Source organism: Halococcus hamelinensis 100A6 (assembly GCF_000336675.1).
Lineage (GTDB): Archaea > Halobacteriota > Halobacteria > Halobacteriales > Halococcaceae > Halococcus > Halococcus hamelinensis.
In genome coordinates this window covers 13,316-32,546 of record NZ_AOMB01000033.1, presented here as the reverse complement: position 1 = coordinate 32,546, position 19,231 = coordinate 13,316, and the positions used below count along the sequence as shown (strand labels likewise).

At 62.4% G+C, this 19,231-nt stretch carries 21 protein-coding genes and 1 tRNA gene; 9 read left to right on the top strand and 13 right to left on the bottom strand.

Translation table 11 applies throughout. The annotated features are described in order from the left end of the window. Window positions 1-81 precede the first annotated feature (81 nt). The 4 genes from C447_RS11615 to C447_RS11600 all read right to left on the bottom strand — a co-directional run bounded on the left by C447_RS11615 (window position 82) and on the right by C447_RS11600 (window position 3,462). Window positions 82-1,323 carry an ABC transporter permease gene (locus C447_RS11615; protein WP_007694082.1) on the bottom strand — a complete coding sequence of 414 codons (1,242 nt, stop codon included), beginning with the start codon at window positions 1,321-1,323 and terminating at the stop codon, window positions 82-84. Then, window positions 1,323-2,066 carry an ABC transporter ATP-binding protein gene (locus C447_RS11610; RefSeq protein ID WP_049904478.1) on the bottom strand — a complete coding sequence of 248 codons (744 nt, stop codon included), beginning with the start codon at window positions 2,064-2,066 and terminating at the stop codon, window positions 1,323-1,325. Before C447_RS11610 ends, C447_RS11615 begins: the two co-directional genes overlap by 1 nt. Before the next feature lie 172 nt (window positions 2,067-2,238). Further along, entirely contained in the window at window positions 2,239-3,138 is a 900-nt protein-coding gene (gene gnd, locus C447_RS11605) for a phosphogluconate dehydrogenase (NAD(+)-dependent, decarboxylating) (RefSeq protein ID WP_007694078.1), read from the bottom strand. A gap of 84 nt (window positions 3,139-3,222) precedes the next feature. Next, window positions 3,223-3,462, bottom strand: a complete 240-nt coding sequence (locus tag C447_RS11600; protein ID WP_007694076.1) for a hypothetical protein — start codon at window positions 3,460-3,462, stop codon at window positions 3,223-3,225. Between the two features lie 205 nt (window positions 3,463-3,667). Here C447_RS11600 and C447_RS11595 point away from each other — a divergent pair, with 205 nt between their 5' ends. The 3 genes from C447_RS11595 to C447_RS11585 all read left to right on the top strand — a co-directional run bounded on the left by C447_RS11595 (window position 3,668) and on the right by C447_RS11585 (window position 7,046). Further along, a complete protein-coding gene (locus C447_RS11595) occupies window positions 3,668-6,277 on the top strand; it encodes a valine--tRNA ligase (protein ID WP_007694074.1) in 2,610 nt (869 codons plus the stop codon). 63 nt (window positions 6,278-6,340) lie between these two features. Beyond that, the gene (locus C447_RS11590) at window positions 6,341-6,922 is read left to right on the top strand and encodes a 2Fe-2S iron-sulfur cluster-binding protein (RefSeq protein ID WP_007694072.1); all 582 of its coding nucleotides are present in this window, start codon (window positions 6,341-6,343) and stop codon (window positions 6,920-6,922) included. Between the two features lie 51 nt (window positions 6,923-6,973). Beyond that, window positions 6,974-7,046 (top strand) — tRNA-Arg (locus C447_RS11585). Between the two features lie 222 nt (window positions 7,047-7,268). On the opposite strand, the gene C447_RS11580 is transcribed toward C447_RS11585, so the two are convergent. Beyond that, window positions 7,269-8,270 (bottom strand): arsenic resistance protein, encoded by a 1,002-nt coding sequence (locus C447_RS11580; protein WP_007694070.1) that lies wholly within the window; start codon window positions 8,268-8,270, stop codon window positions 7,269-7,271. A gap of 536 nt (window positions 8,271-8,806) precedes the next feature. Between C447_RS11580 and C447_RS11575 the strand changes: the two genes are divergently transcribed. Next, on the top strand, window positions 8,807-10,150 hold the full coding sequence (locus tag C447_RS11575; protein ID WP_007694068.1) for an RNase J family beta-CASP ribonuclease: 1,344 nt from the start codon (window positions 8,807-8,809) through the stop codon (window positions 10,148-10,150). Window positions 10,151-10,314: 164 nt separating this feature from the next. Here the strand turns inward: C447_RS11575 and C447_RS11570 are convergent, their stop codons facing one another. Beyond that, the gene (locus C447_RS11570; protein ID WP_007694064.1) at window positions 10,315-10,506 is read right to left on the bottom strand and encodes a DUF5786 family protein; all 192 of its coding nucleotides are present in this window, start codon (window positions 10,504-10,506) and stop codon (window positions 10,315-10,317) included. A gap of 200 nt (window positions 10,507-10,706) precedes the next feature. Here C447_RS11570 and C447_RS11565 point away from each other — a divergent pair, with 200 nt between their 5' ends. Continuing rightward, window positions 10,707-11,216, top strand: coding sequence for a macro domain-containing protein (locus tag C447_RS11565; RefSeq protein ID WP_007694063.1), 510 nt, complete (start codon window positions 10,707-10,709; stop codon window positions 11,214-11,216). 124 nt (window positions 11,217-11,340) lie between these two features. Here C447_RS11565 and C447_RS17685 read toward each other — a convergent pair whose 3' ends face one another. From C447_RS17685 to C447_RS17960, 4 genes are all read right to left on the bottom strand, one after another. Then, window positions 11,341-11,751, bottom strand: a complete 411-nt coding sequence (locus C447_RS17685) for a hypothetical protein (protein ID WP_152416153.1) — start codon at window positions 11,749-11,751, stop codon at window positions 11,341-11,343. Between the two features lie 2 nt (window positions 11,752-11,753). Then, complete coding sequence (locus C447_RS17680) at window positions 11,754-12,431, bottom strand: DUF7504 family protein (protein ID WP_152416152.1); 678 nt, start codon at window positions 12,429-12,431, stop codon at window positions 11,754-11,756. Between the two features lie 940 nt (window positions 12,432-13,371). Continuing rightward, window positions 13,372-13,803: a helix-hairpin-helix domain-containing protein gene (locus tag C447_RS11560; protein ID WP_007694061.1), complete on the bottom strand. Its 432-nt coding sequence runs from the start codon at window positions 13,801-13,803 to the stop codon at window positions 13,372-13,374. Between the two features lie 157 nt (window positions 13,804-13,960). Further along, on the bottom strand, window positions 13,961-14,113 hold the full coding sequence (locus tag C447_RS17960) for a hypothetical protein (protein ID WP_153300727.1): 153 nt from the start codon (window positions 14,111-14,113) through the stop codon (window positions 13,961-13,963). 104 nt (window positions 14,114-14,217) lie between these two features. Here C447_RS17960 and C447_RS11555 point away from each other — a divergent pair, with 104 nt between their 5' ends. Both C447_RS11555 and C447_RS11550 read left to right on the top strand, forming a co-directional pair. Beyond that, window positions 14,218-14,562, top strand: a complete 345-nt coding sequence (locus C447_RS11555; RefSeq protein ID WP_029602013.1) for an ArsR/SmtB family transcription factor — start codon at window positions 14,218-14,220, stop codon at window positions 14,560-14,562. Continuing rightward, the gene (locus C447_RS11550) at window positions 14,559-14,906 is read left to right on the top strand and encodes a hypothetical protein (RefSeq protein ID WP_007694057.1); all 348 of its coding nucleotides are present in this window, start codon (window positions 14,559-14,561) and stop codon (window positions 14,904-14,906) included. Before C447_RS11555 ends, C447_RS11550 begins: the two co-directional genes overlap by 4 nt. A 74-nt stretch (window positions 14,907-14,980) precedes the next feature. On the opposite strand, the gene C447_RS11545 is transcribed toward C447_RS11550, so the two are convergent. After that, complete coding sequence (locus C447_RS11545; protein WP_007694056.1) at window positions 14,981-15,799, bottom strand: CPBP family glutamic-type intramembrane protease; 819 nt, start codon at window positions 15,797-15,799, stop codon at window positions 14,981-14,983. A gap of 189 nt (window positions 15,800-15,988) precedes the next feature. After that, window positions 15,989-16,273 (bottom strand): hypothetical protein, encoded by a 285-nt coding sequence (locus tag C447_RS11540; RefSeq protein WP_007694054.1) that lies wholly within the window; start codon window positions 16,271-16,273, stop codon window positions 15,989-15,991. Window positions 16,274-16,655: 382 nt separating this feature from the next. On the opposite strand from C447_RS11540, the gene C447_RS11535 reads away from it, so the two are divergent. Beyond that, window positions 16,656-17,912, top strand: coding sequence for a cation:proton antiporter (locus tag C447_RS11535; protein ID WP_007694052.1), 1,257 nt, complete (start codon window positions 16,656-16,658; stop codon window positions 17,910-17,912). Window positions 17,913-18,079: 167 nt separating this feature from the next. Here the strand turns inward: C447_RS11535 and C447_RS11530 are convergent, their stop codons facing one another. Next, a complete protein-coding gene (locus C447_RS11530; RefSeq protein ID WP_007694050.1) occupies window positions 18,080-18,859 on the bottom strand; it encodes a sulfite exporter TauE/SafE family protein in 780 nt (259 codons plus the stop codon). Window positions 18,860-19,011: 152 nt separating this feature from the next. Here C447_RS11530 and C447_RS17955 point away from each other — a divergent pair, with 152 nt between their 5' ends. Then, window positions 19,012-19,188: a hypothetical protein gene (locus C447_RS17955; protein WP_153300726.1), complete on the top strand. Its 177-nt coding sequence runs from the start codon at window positions 19,012-19,014 to the stop codon at window positions 19,186-19,188. Window positions 19,189-19,231: the final 43 nt, after the last annotated feature.

The window sequence follows — 19,231 nt, the reverse complement described above, 5'->3', positions numbered from 1 at the left end:
CGTCACCCATCGCACATAGGGGGCTCGTTTCTCCCGGTCATCTCGGCATCTCGTCACGGCGAGCGGTCGAATCATCCCGCCTCACTCGTACCGGAGCGCGTCGATGGGATCGATCCGGGCGGCGCGCCACGCGGGGTAGAGCCCGGCGAGGACCCCCACCAGGATCCCGACGGCGACTGCGATGGCGAACCAGCCGTAGGCCGGGGTGAACGCCACCTCGGCGTAGAGCGTCGCGCCGTAGGCCACGGCCACGCCGAGCGGGAGCCCCACGACGGCTCCCACGATGCCGAGCAGCGTGGCCTCGGTGAGGAACAGCGCCATCACGTCGCGGTTCCGTGCGCCGACGGCCTTCATGATCCCGATCTCGCGGGTCCGTTCGGCCACGCTCACCAGCATGATGTTGGCGATCCCGACGGCGGCGACCACCAGCGCGATCACCCCGACCCCGGTGACGAATCGCGTGACGCGGTCGATGATCGACTCCACCCGGTCGACAAAGTCGCCGCTGGTCTCGGCGCTCGGCTCGACCGACTCGGGGACGAGTTCGGCGGCATCGGAGGGTCCGCGGAGGTAGGTCCGAACCCGTTCGCGAACCCCGTCGATCCGCGCGGGGTCCGCGACCACCGTGACCTGCGGGTACGCGCGCTGGCTCGTTCCCGTGGCGGGGCTCTCGACGGTCTGCTGGTAGAAGGGCTCGACCGGGACGTAGAACCGGGCCCCGCCCGTGAACGAGGTGAACGGGAGCTCCCCGACGGTACGGTTGACGACCCCGACGACCGCGACCCGGCTTCGCGTGCCGTTCGCCAGCGTTATCGTGAGGTTATCGCCCACCGAAACGTTCCGATCGAACGTCTCGGTCGCGGCCTGATTGATCACGACCTCCCGGGCCCCCGACCGGAACGCCCGCCCCGCGACGACCGAATCGGCCGGGAACGCCTCGGGGGTGGTAGCGAGGATCTGGCTCCGTGAGACCGAATCGTTCCCGAATCGGAGCGCGGAGACCGGGACGTTGCCGCGCGGGATCGCCGCACGAGCCCCCTCGATCGCCCGCAACTGCTCGACGTCGTGGGCGGTGAAGACCGGCTGGCCGACGCCCGCGCCGAAGCCGCCGTCGTCGTCCGTGGCCGTCGGCAGGGCGTAGACGTCGCTGGCGCTCGACGAGCCCACGTCGCTCACGATGTCGGCCTTCACGCTCGCGCCGAACGTCGCGAACGTCACCACCGACGCGATCCCGATGACGACGCCCACGACCGTGAGCGCCGACCGGAGCCTGTGCGACCGCACCGACCGCGACGCCATCCGGAGCGTCTCGCCGACCTCCATCAGGCGTCCCGCGCCCCGGTCGCCGTGTGACCTCCGAGTTCCTCGGTCGACTCCCGGCGGCCGTCGCGAACGGTGACGATACGGTCGGCGTGCTCGGCGATCTCCCGCGAGTGCGTCACGAGTAGGATGGTCGTCCCGCGGTCGTTCGCCGCCGCGAGGAGGTTCATGACCCCCGCGCCGGTCTCGGTGTCGACGTTGCCGGTCGGTTCGTCGGCGAGCACGACGGCGGGGTCGGGCGCGAGCGCACGGGCGATCGCGACCCGCTGGCGCTGGCCGCCCGAGAGCTGGGTCGGGCGGTGGTGGCGGCGGTCGCCGAGGCCGACGCGGTCGAGGAGTTCGGTCGCGCGCTCGTGGCGGCGCTCGCGCGACCAGCCAGCGAACACCAGCGGGAGGGCGACGTTCTCGACGGCGTCGGAGCGGGGGAGGAGGTTGAAGGTCTGGAAGACGAAGCCGATCTCGGTGCCGCGGATCGCGGCGCGCTCGTCGTCGGTGGCGGCCCCGAGGTCGTTCCCGGCGACTTCCACGGTCCCGTCGGTGGGCGTATCGAGCGCCCCCACGAGGTTCAACAGCGTGCTCTTGCCCGACCCGCTCGGCCCCATCACCGCGGTGTACGACCCGTCGGCCAGCGAGAGCGAGACGCCGGCGAGCGCCTCGACGGTCCCGCCGAGGTCGTAGGTCTTCCGGACGTCCGTGAGGCGCACGACCGGCCCGTTCGCCGGGGTCGCGACGGCAGTCTTGCTCACACCGGAAGCGAGGCCGGGGACGGCATGAACGTTGGTATCACCCACCTCGACGGCCGGTGGGTGCGACGAACCGTTCGGCTTCCGTCGCTCTCGCTCGCTCACTCGCTTCGAGCGACCTCGTGCGGCTCACGGGTCGTCATCTCCCCGTTCGGCTCCCGTCGCTCTCGCTCGCTTACTCGCTTCGAGCGACCTCGTGGCGACCGAACCCGTACCGAAGCCGGTTGGCGAGGCGACGTGCGAACCGGCCGTTCGCGGCGCGCGAGCCGAACCGTTCGGCGAGCGCGGTGTAGATCAGCGGCACCGGGACCTCCTGGGAGAGCGCCTCCTGGACGGTCCAGGTCCCCGTCGATCCCCCCTCCACGCGGTCGGCGACGGTTCCCAGGTCCGAGCCCTCCTCGGCGAACGCCTCCTCGCAGAGTTCGAGCAGCCACGACCGGATGACCGCGCCGTTGTTCCAGGTCCGCGCCACCGATTCGAGGTCGAGGTCGTAGCGGCCGTCCGAGAGGAGTTCGAACCCCTCGCCGTAGGCCTCCATCAGCGCGTACTCGACGCCGTTGTGGACCATCTTGACGTAGTGGCCCGACCCGGCGGGCCCCATCCGCGCGTGGCCCGCGGGGCCGGTAGCCACCGCGTCGAAGACGGGCGTGAGTTCGTCGTAGGCCCACTCCGGCCCGCCGATCATGAGTGAAAAGCCGGCCTCCGCGCTCGCGGGTCCGCCCGAGGTTCCACAGTCGAGATAGGCTGCGGGAGTGGTTTCGGCGCGGCGCGTCGAATCCTCGAAGTGGGAGTTGCCGCCGTCGACCACGACGTCCTCGTCGTCGAGGTGGGGTTCGAGGTCCGCGAGCGCGGCGTCGATGGCGTCGCCCGCGGGCACCATCAACCAGATCCGCTTTTCGGTTCCCAACTGCTCGACGAAGTCGGCCAGCGAGCCGGCGGGGTCGGCCCCCGCGTCGGCGACGGCCGCGACGGCCTCCGCGTCCACGTCGAAGGCGACGACCTCGTGACCCGCGTCGAGCGCCCGGTCGGCGACGATCCGTCCCATCCGCCCGAGTCCGATAACCCCGAGTTGCATAGTCGCCTCTCACCGGGGGTAAAGGTAGGAATTGTGATCCCCGCGGCCGGGGGTCCGCCCTCGAACTGCTCTCCGAATCGGCCGCTACGGCCGTCGGTCGTGGTCCGGCGGGATCGTGTATCGGTCGGTCGAATCGAGGTCGCGTGATCCGTAGGGGTTGGCTCCGGGGATCAGGTCCTCGACGGTCACGCCCTGATTCGTGGCGACACGTTCGACGAGTTCGCCGTTCTGCATCCGCTGGAGACCGTGCCAGAGCCCGAGGAACAGCGCGGTCGGCGCGATGCAGACGAACGCCGCGACGAGGAGGCGGAACAGGGTACTCATGGGATCGACTGGGGTCGCACACGGTAATGATTGATGACCACTTACGTACGACGACGGGACCCGAGGCTCGATCCCTCGAACGCGAACGTTTATACGCCGAACGAACCCAACTCCTGCTATGAGCGTGACCCCGTCGGTAGTACGTCGCTGACCACCGCGCGAGTTTTCGGTACGATTATCGGGCCGCGACCATCCAAATCCACCAATGACAGAGCTATCTGAGAGCTACGACCCGGCCGCCCTCGAAGCCAAGTGGCGCGAGGCGTGGGCCGACGCCGACCTGTATCGTCACGAAGCGGAGAGCTCCGACACCGAGTACGTCATCGACACGCCGCCACCCTACCCCACGGGCGACCTCCACATCGGGCACGCGCTCGGGTGGAGCTACATGGATTTCGCCGCCCGATATCACCGGATGCTCGGCGAGAACGTCTCGTTTCCGCAGGGCTGGGACTGCCACGGATTGCCGACCGAAGTGAAGGTCGAGGAGAACAACGACATCCACCGGACGGAGGTCCCGCGCGAGGAGTTCCGCGAGCTCTGTATCGAGCACACGGAGGACCAGATCGCGGGCATGAAGGAGATGATGGGGGAGCTCGGGTTCTCCCAGGACTGGGACCAGGAGTTCCGGACGATGGATCCGGAGTACTGGGGGACGACCCAGCGCTCGTTCGTCGAGATGCACGACGACGGCTACGTCCACCGCGACGAACACCCCGTGAACTGGTGTCCGCGGTGCGAGACCGCGATCGCCGACGCCGAGGTCGAGGCGATCGACTCGAAGGGGACGCTCTCGACGGTGCGCTTCCCCGGCGTCGAGGGCGAGGCGATCGAGATCGCGACGACCCGACCCGAACTCCTCCCGGCCGTCGTCGGGGTCGCGGTCAGCCCGGACGACGAGCGCTACGTCGATAGAGTAGGTGAGACGTTCGAGATCCCGGTCTTCGGCCAGGAGGTCGAACTCATCGCCGACGAGGAGGTCGACGGCGACTTCGGTACGGGCGCGGTGATGATCTCGACCTTCGGAGACAAGCAGGACGTCGACTGGTGGGCGACCTACGACCTCGACCTTCGTCCTGTGGTCACGGAGGACGGCCGGCTCGACGAGGACGTCGAGGAGTTCGGCGGGCTCGAGCTCGACGCGGCGAAAGAGCGGATCGTCACCGCGCTCCAGAAGGAGGGCTATCTGGTGGACGAGGAGCCGGTCGAGCAGTCGGTGGGTGCGTGCTGGCGGTGTGACACCCCGATCGAGATCCTCTCGAAGGAACAGTGGTTCGTCCGCGTCGACCAGGACGAGATCATCTCGAAGGCCCGCGAGGTCGAGTGGATCCCCGAACACATGTACGGTCGATTGGAGGAGTGGACCGAGGGGATGAACTGGGACTGGGTGATCAGTCGCCAGCGCGTCTTCGCGACGCCGATCCCGGCGTGGTCGTGCGAGGAGTGTGGTCACTGGTACGTCGCCGGGCCCGACGAGCTCCCGGTCGAACCCACGAGCGACACCCCCGACGAGACGTGTCCGGACTGCGGTGCGGACGCGTGGGTGGGCGAGACCGACGTGATGGACACCTGGATGGATTCGTCCATCTCGCCGCTCTACATCACCGGGTGGCCCGAGGCCGACTTCGAACCGGTCCAGCTCCGCGAGCAGGGCCACGACATCATCCGGACGTGGGCCTTCTACACCATCCTCCGGACCGCGGCGCTCGAAGGCGAGAAGCCCTGGGAGCAGGCGCTGGTCAACGGGATGGTGCTGGGGGCCGACGGCAACAAGATGAGCAAGTCCCGGGACAACTCCGTCAGCCCGGCGGCGGTCGTTGAGGACCACTCGGCCGACGCCTTCCGGCAGGCGCTCGCGCTCGGTGGGCAGCCCGGCTCGGACATCCAGTTCCAGCCCAAGGAGGTCACGAGCGCGTCGCGCTTCCTCACGAAGCTCTGGAACATCACCCGCTTCGCGAGCCAGCATCTCGACGACACCAACGAAGCGGACCCGGCCCACACCGACGCCGACCGCTGGATCCGCTCGAAGTGCGCGCGGGTCGCCGACGAGGTCGCGGCCGACATGGACGACTACCGGTTCGACCGGGCGCTCCGCACCCTCCGGGAGTTCGTCTGGCACGACCTCGCCGACGACTACGTCGAGTTGATCAAGGGCCGGCTCTACGAGGGGACGCCAGCGGAAGGGGCCGCCGCCCGCGAGACGCTCGCGACGACCCTCTCGGCCTCGATCCGGATGCTCGCGCCGTTCTCGCCGTTCCTGGCCGAGGAGACCTACCGCCACCTCCCGGGGACCTCGGGTAGCGTTCACGCCGCGGCGTGGCCCGACCTCGACGACGGCGACGAAGCGGCGGAGGCGCGCGGCGAGCGGATCGCGGCGGTGGCGAGCGCGGTGCGGGCCTGGAAGTCGGACTCCGGGATGGCGCTCAACGCCGAGCTCGACCGCGTCGAGGTCTACCCCGACGACGACACCGACTTCGACACCGGCGACCTCGCCGCGACGGTGAACGCGCCGGTCGAGGTGCTCGCGGGCGAGCCCGACGTCGAGATGACCCCCGTGGCGGTCGACCCCGACCACAGCGAGATCGGCCCCGAGTTCCGCGACCGGGCCGGCGCGGTCGTGGGCGCACTCGAAGCCGCCGATCCTGCCGAAGTCGCACGCCAGAAACGCGAGAACGGCGAGATCGAACTCGATGCGGGCGGCGAGGTGGTGGTGCTCGACCCTGAGATGGTTTCGGTGGTCGAGGAGCGTCGGGCGGCGGGCGAGACCGTCGAGGTGCTCGACGTCGAGGGCGCGACGGTGCTGGTCTTCCCGTAGGCCACCACGACGATCGACCGGGACAAACAACAGCTAATTATACCATGCTTTCGTAGCGCGGTCATGGTCGAGGTACTCGGTGTCGCGATCGGACTGCTGTTGGTCGGCGTGATGGTGGTCTTGCACTTCTCCTCGGGCACCGACCGGCCGATCCCCGACGACATCTCCCAGTCGGTGCTCGAACGCCGGGCGGCGAGCGTCCCCGAGACCGACTTCCCCGAACCGATGAACCGCTCGATCGGCGGTGGTGGAGCCCCGGCCGGCGCGGTCGGCGGCGGCGAGGCCGAGGGCGAACTCGCGGAGGGCGAGGCGACCGAAGCCCCATCGAGCCCCGGCGAGATCTCGGACGACGAGGCCGAGGTGTTCTCGGTCGAGTACGCGAAGGAGGGCGAGACCCTCGACGTCCCCGAGAACCAGACCCTCCTCGAAGCCGGCGAGGACCAGGGCTGGGACATGCCCTACGCCTGCCGACAGGGACAGTGTCTCTCGTGTGGCGGTCACGTCGCCGACGGTCCCTCCGAGGACTACGTGGTCCACGACAACCAGGAGATGCTCGAAGCCGAGGAGCTCGACGACGGCTACACCCTGACCTGTGTCGGCTACCCGAAGGCCGACCTCACGCTCGAAACGCGTGAAACGCCCTGAGCCACGCGGCTTTCACAACGCCTAAACCGCCGACCCCGTATGAGTCGATAAGGGCGCGTAGCTCAGTGGACAGAGCACTTGGTTCCGGACCAAGATGCCGCGGGTTCAAATCCCGTCGCGCCCGCTTCCTTACGAATCGATCGAGAGTCACCGGACGGTGTAGGGCTACTCATAACCGTACCGATATCCCGACCGTTGATGCGCAGTTCGGAGAGAAGGGGAGGCGATGCTATGCCACGGGGGCTCACTAAACGAGGTGCTGGGCAACCCCGGACCGACCCCGTTTCGAGGGAATCACGACGAAGAAGACGAGACGATACTGACTAGAACATGCGACAGCTTCCAGCTATGATGTCGTCCCTCCATCGCCTGCTACCGGTTCCGATTCCGGAACGAGCCACGCGGGCACGACTCGGGTAAGGACGACCATTCCGACCAACTCGACGAGTGTTTGCGTCACGACGACCGCAGGAGTGAGTTCGTATCCGGCCGGTAGCGCGAGGGCAAGTGGTAGGATCACCAGTGAGTTCCGGGTAACTGACGTGAACACGAGCGCACGGCTTTCGCCCACGTCCATCTCTACGATTCGGGCGGTCACCCATCCGAGCAGCGACATGACGACGAGAAACGCGATGTAAACGGGGACGACCGCGGTGATCTGGCCTATCGAGTTTTCGACACGCGGAAGTTGGGACCCAATAACCACGAACAGTGTCGCGCCCATCATCGGAGCGGGCAACCACTCCATCGTGTCTCTCCACCGTCTCGCGATCCCGGTGCGTTCTGCCCCCGCTTCAGTAAGCCATGCGAGCGTCAGTGGGAGCGCGATGATGAGGACGAACGCCTCGATAAAAGGCCCCGCCTGGATGAATTCCGCTACCCGCTCCCCCATAAACATCCAGAGATACGCCGGAAGAAGCAGCAACTGGGCGAGTAAGAGCACCGGTGCCACGGCCGTGACCTGCTCCGAATTGCCGTTCGCGAGCTCCGTGAACGAGATGACGTAGTCGACACACGGGGTTAGCAAAACCATGAACACACCGACGAGGATGACCGGGTTCTGCGGGAGAAACCGGGTGAGAACGAAGACGATGACCGGGACGATGAGGAAGTTCATCCCAAGCGCGGTCAGCATAAACCGACCGTTCGCGAACGCGCGACGAAGTTCGACGAACGGAACCTCGAGGAACGTCACGTACAGGAGCACTGCCAGAACGGGATTGATGAGCCGTTCGAGAACGGAACTCGACCCGGCCTGAGCGGAACTCGCAAAAACCGCGAGCAGGACGCCGACAGCGTAGACGAGGATCTGATGGCGCTGAATCCAGTCTTTCGTGAGCCCCTCCATCGGGATGGCGTCCGTTCTGCAGTGCCTTATGGAGACGGCCTCGCTCGTTCCTGCTGAGAGCAGCGAGCGTGATCGGGAATCGATCCGCGCTCAAACGTGAACACGACATCCGTATACCGTTTGGTCTCGATCGTGTTCTCACGGTCCTCTGGAACTCGTTCTGGGAGTCACGCTCACCAGACGTATCGTTCCAGCACATCCTCTCTTCTAGAGGTCTATAGTGGGTGTCCGGTCGCCGACCACGGCTACTAACCCATCTCGGAGCTACAGCTATGCTTCCAGAATACCCGACCGTCTTCCCTGAAGTGGGCGACACGGATCCTGAATCCGGCTGCCAACTACTCCACGGACTATTTATGTCTCAACCACACACCGTTACGTACCGAAACACGCGCTGTCCCGAGAAGGGCGCTAGACTCGCGGGTCGATCACCGCTATTTTGCGGGAATCGCTCGCCATCGTGTCCTACGCCGTACTCTCCTTTACCAGACGTTCTCTGTATAGAGTTCTGGGATCGCTCTGATCGGACTCCGACTATGGAAATCGAAATCGCAACCATCGGCGGCTACGAAGAGGTTGGACGCCAGATGACGGCCGTCCGTGCCGGGGACGACATCGTCGTCTTCGACATGGGGCTCAACCTCTCGAAGGTACTGATTCACGACAACGTGCAGACGGAGGGCATGCACTCGCTCGACCTGATCGATATGGGCGCGATCCCCGACGACCGCGTTATGGCCGACCTCGACGGCGAGGTCAAAGCCATCGTGCCGACACATGGTCACCTCGACCACATCGGCGCTATCACGAAGCTCGGCCATCGATACGATGCTCCGATCGTTGCATCCCCGTTCACCCTCGAACTCGTCCGAGAGGAGATCGAGGACGAGGACAAATTCGATCTTCAAAACGACCTCGTCGCGATGGACGCGGGCGACTCGATGGAGATCGGCAACGGGCTCGAACTCGAGTTCGTCAACGTCACCCACTCGATCATCGACGCGATCAACCCCGTGCTCCACACCCCCGAAGGCGCGATCGTCTACGGACTCGACAAACGTCTCGACCACACGCCCGTGATCGGCGACCCGATCGACATGAAGCGGTTCCGCGAGATCGGCCGCGAGGGCGAGGGCGTGCTCTGTTACATCGAGGACTGCACCAACGCCGGCCGCAAGGGCCGAACCCCGAGCGAACAGGTCGCGCGAAAGGAGGTTCGGGACGTGCTCTACAGCATGGAGGACTACAAGGGTGGCATCGTCGCCACCACCTTCTCCAGCCAAATCGCACGAGTAACGAGTCTCGTCGAGTATGCGAAGGAGATCGGCCGGGAGCCCATCCTCCTCGGCCGGTCGATGGAACAGTACTCGGGCACGGCTCAACGTCTTGGGATCGTCGATTTCCCCGAGGACCTCAAGATGTACGGCTATCGCCACGATATCAACAACACGTTCGAACGGGTCATGAACGAGGGCAAGGAGAACTTCCTGCCGATCGTCACGGGCCATCAGGGCGAACCCCGCGCGATGCTCACACGAATGGGTCGCGGTGAAACGCCCTATCAACTCGACGAGGGCGACAAGGTCATCTTCAGTGCGCGAGTCATCCCGGAACCCACCAACGTGGGGCAGCGCTACCAGTCCGAACAGTTGCTCGGGATGCAAGGGGCACGCATCTACGACGACGTCCACGTATCCGGACACCTCTCACAAGAAGGGCACTATACGATGCTGGACACGCTCCAACCTCAGCACATCGTCCCCGCCCACCAGAATCTGAGTGCACGTGCCAGCTACGTCGACCTTGCTTCGAGTCAGGGGTACAGATTGGGCCGTGACCTCCACGCGACCTCGAACGGGGACACCATCCAACTGGTGTAGCCGCAACTGAAGGAGAGCTCGAAAGCTTTAGCGCAAGTATTGGGATTCGATCAAGATATTAGTCACGTGGCTGCAGTACTCACCGAATAATTACTGTGGCCATTCTAGACCGGCTCTGAGACACTATACGGCTCCATCCTGCTAACGATCGAATCAGAGCCTAGTTATCGATCCTCCTCGGAATCGTTCTTCATCTCGTTGAGACGGTCGAGAAGGTCATCTGTGGACATGTCGGATTCCACTTTCATCTCTCCCTCGTAATCGTTCTCATGGACGTTGATTTCCTCCCCGTTTTCTTCGTCGCTATCTACAGCCTGATTCTGCTGTTCAGATTCGTCGTAACTACCAAATCCCATATCGGGTCAGCATTCCTCCTCCCGCCTAAAACATACGATCTCCAGCATCCTCATATATAATTTGAGATAGTGTTTGTTGCTACTATAGAATCAAAAAAGCAAAACTGTGTTGGGTGAATATCCGATATCCTTCGGATTTATGTGATCACGCCACCTCTACAGGTGGCATGATTGATGTGGTCGTCAATCCAACCGCGGGTATGGATTTCACGGTGATTCAGGGAGATATCGCCACACAAAGCGCGGACGTTCTCGTAAATGCTGCTGGAACCAGCTTAGAGATGGGGAGTGGTGTCGCTGGCGCGTTGAGGCGGGGAGCGAATGGTCCAATAAACGACGACGCAGTTTCGAACGGTCCGATCGACCTCGGCGACGTAGTAGTCACCGACGCGTACGACCTCGACGCAGAGTACGTCGTTCACGCAGCAGCAATGCCACATTACGGTGATGGACGAGCATCGGACGAAAGCATTCGCACTGCAGTAGAAAATACGATAGCGAAAGCTGAGGAGCTCGAATGTGACTCCATTGTCGTGCCGGTGTTAGGGACGGGAGCTGCTGGCTACCCCTTCGAAGAAGGTGCTCACACGGTTTGTGAGGCACTCTCGAATGCTGAGTCAGCCACTCTTACTGATATTCGTGTCATCGCCTACTCTCGGGACGAGTATGAAACTCTAAAGGAGATCGCAGAAATAATCAAAGCACGCTGATCTACCCACTCAGCCACCTGACTGCTCATCTCGAACTCAGCATCGATCACGTCGATGATCTCAACGTGGTCGTACTCCCTATGGAGAAAATGTAACTAAGTCCGGTCGTGTTCTCGGCCGTTCTTTACTTCGACGTCGCACTCGAGATTCCAAGCATATCTAGAAGGCGATTACTGTCGGTGAATCCATCTACTATCTCCTGTACGTCTCCCCTATCAGGATATTCGCGTGAGGGATCGTTACTATTGAGCTTCGAGCCGACATGTACAAGGAATTCCTCCATATCACGCAACGATTCGACCCGTGAATCGTACTCCTCCACCAAGTAATCGTGTCGGGTTCGGTCCGGTCCAGGACCGATCGTTGACAGTTGCAACTGATATCGTTCGCCCATTATTCCCCGTCGATGAACTGCAACGACGAACCTCAATGCCTTTTCATGACTCCCTGAATACTCAGCAGCTATGACCTCGGAGGTGTTGGCTGACGCTATTTTATCCCAGTTATTAGGGATATCCATACCGAGATCGGCCATCTTTATCGCTCACCTCGCTTAGAAGAGTGCAGATAGCTATCTCTGGTGTGTAATGCAACCTTGACCCGATTCTCCGGGGATTTTGTAACTGAAAGTACCCCGTCTACCCTCTCAACCAGTTCGTCGATCAGTTTCGCATCGTGCTCTGCTGCGGTCACCCCGAGAAAGCAATATCCCCCCTTCGTACGATACTGAGAAAGACGATCCAGAACTGCATACACGTGCGCTGGTGGTGCGGCTTCCAGGATCGGGGTTACCGAACGGACCACCAGATGATGAGTACCATTCGGTAAGGAGCCGTTTCTCCCGAGGTCCGAGAGAGCGACGACAAGCTTCTCGAGATCGCCCGGGGTCGGAATATGAACCGTCGGATGGACACCGTAAAGCTGGTTCACATACTGGTGTTGAGACGTTGTATCTACTATTCCCAGTGGCAACTCCTCGGACTTTTCACACACGTTCTCGAACGACCGACGGGTTTGGTCCGCACTATCCGTCGTCGTTACAACGAGACCGGAGTCACCCACTGACCCATATCGACACAGAGATCGAAGTCCGATTCCATATCGGGCTGGGTCGACATTCCCCGTGACGAGAATCGTCGCGTTTGGCGAAAGCTCGCTAGGGAACCCCTCTACGACGACATCCTGGTCAGATGAAGCCCCGACTGGATCGGTCATTCGTATTCACCTCGACTTCGTGAATTTGGACTCTGGGGGGTGGCAGACAGCTTTGAAAGCGTCTCGCTCGGATAGTACTGGATACCACAAGCAGGGCACGTAGCGACAGTGACGAACTCAGGCGTCGAATCCGAAGTACGTGACCTGGGTCTGGGTATGGTTTCTTCTTTTAGTTCGACACCGCACTCCGAACAGGGGAGGTCTTTTTCGGTTATCATGGCTTTGTGTGAGAGCGCACACCCAGCCCTGTCTATGCCCATGAACCGCTAATAGAGGGGGCGGCATCCGGCACGGCGCATCTCAGAGCAGTGCCATCGGAGGACGCCTCCCGTGTGGTGGCGGCCGATGGGCAACCGAAGAAAGGGCGGAGCGAAATCCGCTACACCGACCCTTGAGAGCCAGCTAATAAATGAGTTTTGATAATGTTCAAACGCGTACTTACACCAGGGAAAAAGCTATACCGAGAGGCGCTTAGAAATGTCGCTCCTCTATATATACCTACAGTTTTGCGATCACTCACAAATCCATGCGTGGTAATCGAGACTCTCCCACTCTCTTGTAATTTTGGCCGCAAATGTTGACTATTTCTTCATTTATAGTCCTTAGATGGCACAGGACTCTGAGGAATCAAAGCGTTTCGTGCCTTTTATGTTCGTCAAGGATAGAACTCCCGGTATCCGATAACCCCTCCCTTGGAGCACGAACACAACGGGGGTTGAACACACTACAAGAAAGCGCCCGATGAGGCCGTATGGCTGAGGGCAAACCTATACAGCCATGAAAAGCGGCTTGTCTGGCCCTATCATGGCTGTATATCCCCACCATATTCGATTTCGAGATCGCAGGCGGACCGCTGAGTATCCTCCTCAGATAGAGAACAGCTCTCCCTATCGACCGTCTTTTCACTGATGAGTCTTCGAAGGCCCTTTCAGCCCCTCCGCTATGTGCTACCTTCAGCTTCGGCATCGGTATCGATTTGCCTTGCACGTTCGACCCATTCCGAAGCCCGATTCTCGTTGGTTTCAGTTGCTTCAGCGAGCTCGTCCGGTTTTGCTGTAGCTACTCCACTGACGGAGGTGTAACCCGTCGACCGGAGGCGGTCCGCATAGGTCGAACCGATACCGGAGATCCGTGTCAGCGGGTCGTTGTATCTGTCTTCGGATTTCGTACCACTGACGAGTTGTTGTGCAGTCGTTGTCGGTAGTACGAACCGCACCTCGTTTTCGGAGACGAATCCGAACACTCGATTTCGCTCCTCGTCCTCGGTCAAGAGGAGCCCGTTTTCGATCGCCTCGAAGTTCGTACACCCGATCGTCGTTCCGTCCGTGCACACGACGGTTAGCTTTGACTCGGCGGTCTCAGAATCAACCATTACGCTGGATTCTTTCGAGCCGGAAACCTATGCCTTGGGCTTTGGCGGGGGAGTGAATGGCGCACGAAGCCACCAACCAGATGAACAATCGATGGTGTTTGACGGTCTCCCTTGTCAGTAGCCCAGTGGTTGCTGATAGGAGAGTGGAATTTGGAGTTTACCCGTCGGCTGATTCCCGTTCGTTGAGTTTGTCCCTGATGTCCCGCAGGGAGTTGATCCCGTAGAGGCCGAGCGCCAACCAGGCGACCGAGAACACGACGCCGAGGACCGCACAGGCCATCGCGATGGTTGTTTCGTTGATTGCCACCATGACAATTCAATAGAAAGGGGGCGAAGAGTATAAACCGAAACCATCGACTTCAGCGATTGAAGCCGTGTTCACGGTTTCATATCCACGTATGACGGGTGATAGGTGTGGGTGATGACTCCGATGTGGACACCATCGGTTCGCTGCTCGCCGACGAGTGTGCGCGAACCATCCTCACGGAGACCGTCGAGGAATCCCTCTCGGCCGAGGAACTCAGCGAACGCTGTGGGGTGTCACCACCGACGGTCTATCGGCGACTCGAAATCCTCGAAGAACGTGACCTCGTCAGCAAACGAATCCAACCCGACGCGGACGGCCATCACTACAACGTCTATACGGCAACGCTCGACCGGATCGAAGTCGACCTCACCGAGGACGGCTTGAATCTACGACTCACCCGCCGCGACCGCATGGCCGACCGATTCACCCAGTTCATCGGAGACATGAGATGATAGACCCCCTCGTCCAGATCGGCACGCAAAACGGTGAACCGATATCGATCGCACTCACACTCACGGCCTCGGTGTTGGGCATCGCCGTCGGCTACATCGCGTTCCGTGGCTACTGGCGGAATCGGAGCCTGCCGATGCTGTTCGTGGCCACCGGATTCTTCTTCACCTTCTGGACGCCCGTAGTTCTCCTCGCGGGCTTCGTCCTCGCCGGGGAACTCTCGCAGTTCGGCCCTGGCATCCGGGTCACGGTGAACGCCGCCTTCGGGATCGCAGGCAAGGTGAGCGAAATCATCGGACTGGTGTTCATCCTCTACGGTCTTCGGATGCCGCTCGACCGAGACTGAGGAGTTTTCCGGCGTGATAGTGGCAGACGTCTGTCCCTCATACAATTCGTCCGAACACGAGGGAAGGGAGGATGTCAAGATTCGGCGAGAAATCGTGGTGTCGATATCTCATCCGCGAGGCGTTTACGGCCGTAGAGGTTGGCGACGACGAGTGCGGGGATCGCCCACACCGCCAGCGTCGTCACCTGTATCTCGATTCCCGAAACGCCCACCGCGCCGTACGTGAGCATCGTGACGAGGCCGCCGTTGAGCAGGGCGGTGGTCGGGATGCTCCCGTCCGTGCTGTTGTAGACGTAGGTGAGGAACACCGAGACGACCAACAGCAACAGAATATAGACCGGGAGCGAGAACCCGGCGAGGTACGTACCGGGAAACACGAACAAGGGGAGGCTCCAGACCGCCCACGCGACGGCGACGAGGGTGCTGGCGACGAGTGCGTTGTAGCGGTGTTGGAGGCGAGGCAGGGCGAAGCCGCGGAATCCCGCCTCCACGCCGAGTGCGAGTACCACGTTGAACAACAGCGAGACGGCGTAGCCGGCAGCCGTTCGGGGAGTGGAGAACGGAACGGCCCACGACCCGTTGAAGAACAGTGCCGCGGCGATCGTGGTGGCGACCACGCAGACCAGCGGCAGGGCGAGGCCGACGCCGTACCAGTACGGCTCGACGTCCCGCCCGCTCAGGTGGTCCGTCCATGCGCGCAGATCGAAGCCCGAGAGGTGGACGACGACCACTGCGGCGACGACCGGCCCGGCGGACGGAAGGGGTGCGAACGAGGCGACCAGGTTCCGTGGCCAGAGGAGCTGTACCCCCCACATCGCCCACGAGAGGACGATGCTCAGCAGAACGAAGCCGAGTACCGGACGTTCTCGCACCGCTCGGTGTTGACCCGCCATCGATCGTCGATTTCGCTACTGTTTCGCATAAAAGTACTGGCGAGGCCTCGCGAAAGCGACCGCGTCACACCATCACCGTCGGATGCCAGCGGACGGGTCTTGTGGTGGTCGAACGGGCGGATGGGACAGAGCTGTAGCCCGAGTCGTCGGGGACGCAGCCGTTTTCTGAGACCACAGCGTCGGTACCCGTCAGGGCTGAAGGCGCATCGATTCGGCCTGCTCAACGGCATGTTGTGCGACTTCCTCGACGGACCACTCCGATTGGTCCGCGAGTACGCGGGCCATCATCCCGAGCTGCTTGCCGGCCATTTCCCTGAGTTCCGCGTCCTCGACCGTGTTCCCGAAATAATACTCGTTCGTTCCGTCCTCCGGGATCAGTCCCACATACATCGAGACGACCTCCTCCTGGTCGATCGCCTCGAGCGCCTGGTCACGGATTCGGTCGAAGTCGTCGGGGGAGAGGTCGTCCGACATGTCTCGGGTGACGATACGTGTCCGAGGTACTAAACGGAATGGAACACGTTCGATCCACGTGGTTCGTGAGCGTCTCGGTCCCGACTGTAGTGCGGAGGGTGCTCGTCCTTCGCTAAGTTGAGTATCGAGTTCGAACTCGAATGGGACGAAAACGAGAGCGAGGGAGGGTAGTGAAAGCGGTCAGGTAGAGATCGAGTGATCGACTAGCACCCTCTGTCCCGTGCACACCGCGTGAACCGTTACGCGACATGGGGCAGAAGTGATGGGCGTTTCGAGACCGCACATCGGTCACTGAACGGTAGCGAGGGAAGTGGGGACCTACGGACCGCTGGAGACCACGACCACTTAACAGACGGCCACGGCTACGGGTTCTACTAGATAGATGCTGCTCGCCATCGAGGCCCCGACGCTCACACGGTTCACGCTTCAGCTCTTCGTGATCCTGCTGACTGCTCGGCTCTTAGGGGAGATCGCGAAGCGGCTTGGCTTCGCGCCGGTCGTCGGGGAATTACTCACGGGGATCCTCCTCGGACCGTCGTTGCTCAGATGGGCAGCCCCAAGCGTCTTCGCCACGCTTTTTCCGGACGGTGTTGGCGGAGCGCCCGCGCTCGATGCTGTCGGCCAACTTGGCCTCTTGTTCCTGCTCGTTCTCGCTGGTCTGGAGACGGACCTTGACCTGATCCGGCAGCGAGCGTCGGTGGCGATAGCCGTTGCCGCGGGGAGTATTCTGGTTCCGTTCATCTCAGGTTTTGCACTTGGATGGGTGATTCCTGCTGCCTACCTCGTCGACCCCGGACAGCGGCTCCTCTTCGCGCTCTTTCTTGCGACGGCCCTCTCAATATCGGCGGTGCCCGTTATCGCGCGTGTCCTCATCGACCTCGACGTTGTTCACCACGATCCGACACAGATCTTGCTTGCCGCAGCCCTCATCAACGATGTGATCGGGTGGATACTCCTGTCGGTGGTTGCAGGGATCGCTCGACGTGGCTCGGTGGATCCTTTCGCCACGACCGTTACTGTCGGGGTCCTCGTTGGATTCTTCGTTGTCATGTTTACGGTCGGTCAGCGCGTCGTCGATACGGTCTATCGACACACGCAGCGAGGCCCCCCTATCGGCCAGCTTTCGACGCTTATCCTTCTCGCACTCGGTATCGCAGCGCTAGCGGAAGAGCTCGGGATCGAGGCGTTTCTCGGCGCGTTCGTCGTGGGAATACTCGTTCGTCGGACGGACCTGTTGGCACGGGAAGTACAGCAGAACTTCGAGGGCCTGACTCTCGCAGTGCTGGCACCGGTCTTCTTCGCGACTGCCGGGCTCGAAGCCGACTTGACGACGCTCGCCGACCCGCTAGTCGCAGCCCTTGCAGTTGTCACGGTTGCCGTCGCAGTAGGTGGGAAGTTCGTCGGAACCGCAGCAGGGGCGTCACTCGTCGGTCGAAGGGGTCGAGAGGTGATCGGGATGGGAGCGGGCCTCAACGCGCGTGGAGCGCTCGAGCTAGTCGTCGCTAGCGTCGGTCTGTCGTTAGGAGTCCTCACGGAAGCGATGTACGGTGTCGTCGTGCTCGTGGCTATCCTCACGACCGTGGTTGCGGTCCCGATCCTGCGCTGGGCGTTCGCCGGACTCGAAAGGACGGAAGTTTGAGCGGCATATGGCCACCCTGGTTCGGGGAACCTCGAGGCGAGATCGAACCCGCCGTTGCGGTCGTGACAGCTATCAGCGAGGTGCTCGCTACGGTTTCGGTACCTCCATCTCCGGGCTCAGGCTGTTGAGACGTTTCGCCCGGGAGCGAAAACGGTCGACGGAGCGTCTCAGAGGAGGAGGGATCGATATACGAGAACCGGCATCGATCCGATCAAGAGCACGCCCAAGGCGGTGGTGAGTCGATCCGGGTCGACACGTTTCGCGACTCGCCACCCACCGAGCGCGCCGAGGAGATAGCCGGCGGCGATGGCGAACACCAGTGGCACGGCGACCGACCCCTGAAGGGTGTAAGAGACCGCCGACGCCGACGCGATGAACACGACTGCGACCTGGGTGACCGCCAGCGCGGTGATCATCGAGACGCCGACCACTACCAAGGCCGGCGGGACGAGTGCCGCGCCACCGATGCCGAACAGTCCGCCGGCCGCTCCAACCAGGAGACCGATCGTCCCGAAGACCACGACTCCGGCACCGCTGGTCGGTGCGACGTCGAGTGCTTCCGTCGGAAGTCGGTCGAGGTCGCCTCGCTCGCGGAGGAGGATCGTCGCGCCGACCGTCCCCAACAGGACGCCGAGGAGGACGCCGAACGATCGCCGGGACACGGCACCGTTGAGGAGGACCCCGAGTTGTGTCCCAACGGCACCGCCGATTCCGATGAGGAGCGCCATTCCCCAATCCATGTCGTCGGAGTAGACGTATCCCGCCGCTCCGAGAACCGATCCGCCAATGAAGGTCACGCTCGAGGTACCGGCGACGACCGCCGCCGGAAGCGCCGTAAACCCGTACAGTGCCGCGACGACGAATATCCCGCCGGGACCGACGGAGGTGACCACAGCACCGCCGGCGAACGAGACCGCCACGAGAATCACGAGAAGGACGAGTTCCATTAGCCGCGCTCCTCGCTGCGGTGAGTAAGCGACACTGGTTCGTCGTGACCTCGAGGGTTGGTGATGGTCGACCTAGCCCGCTCGACTCTCGTGAGTTCCAGGGCTGCTCTCGCCTGCAGCGGAGTGATGACGCTACAGGGAAGATATCGCGGATGGAGTATTACGAAACCAGAGCCGACGAAAACGGCAGACTGGAGATAACGTGCGAACGGGTCGCGAGCGCCGGAATCCCCAACGTCTCCACGACCGCCTTGGACGGCGAAGTAGTCATCGTGATCGAGAACCTCGAAACGGACGAACCCCTCCACGTCGGTATCAGTAACAGCTGACCCCGACTCGGGGACACCGTCTCCTCCTCTCGGACCCCGCCGG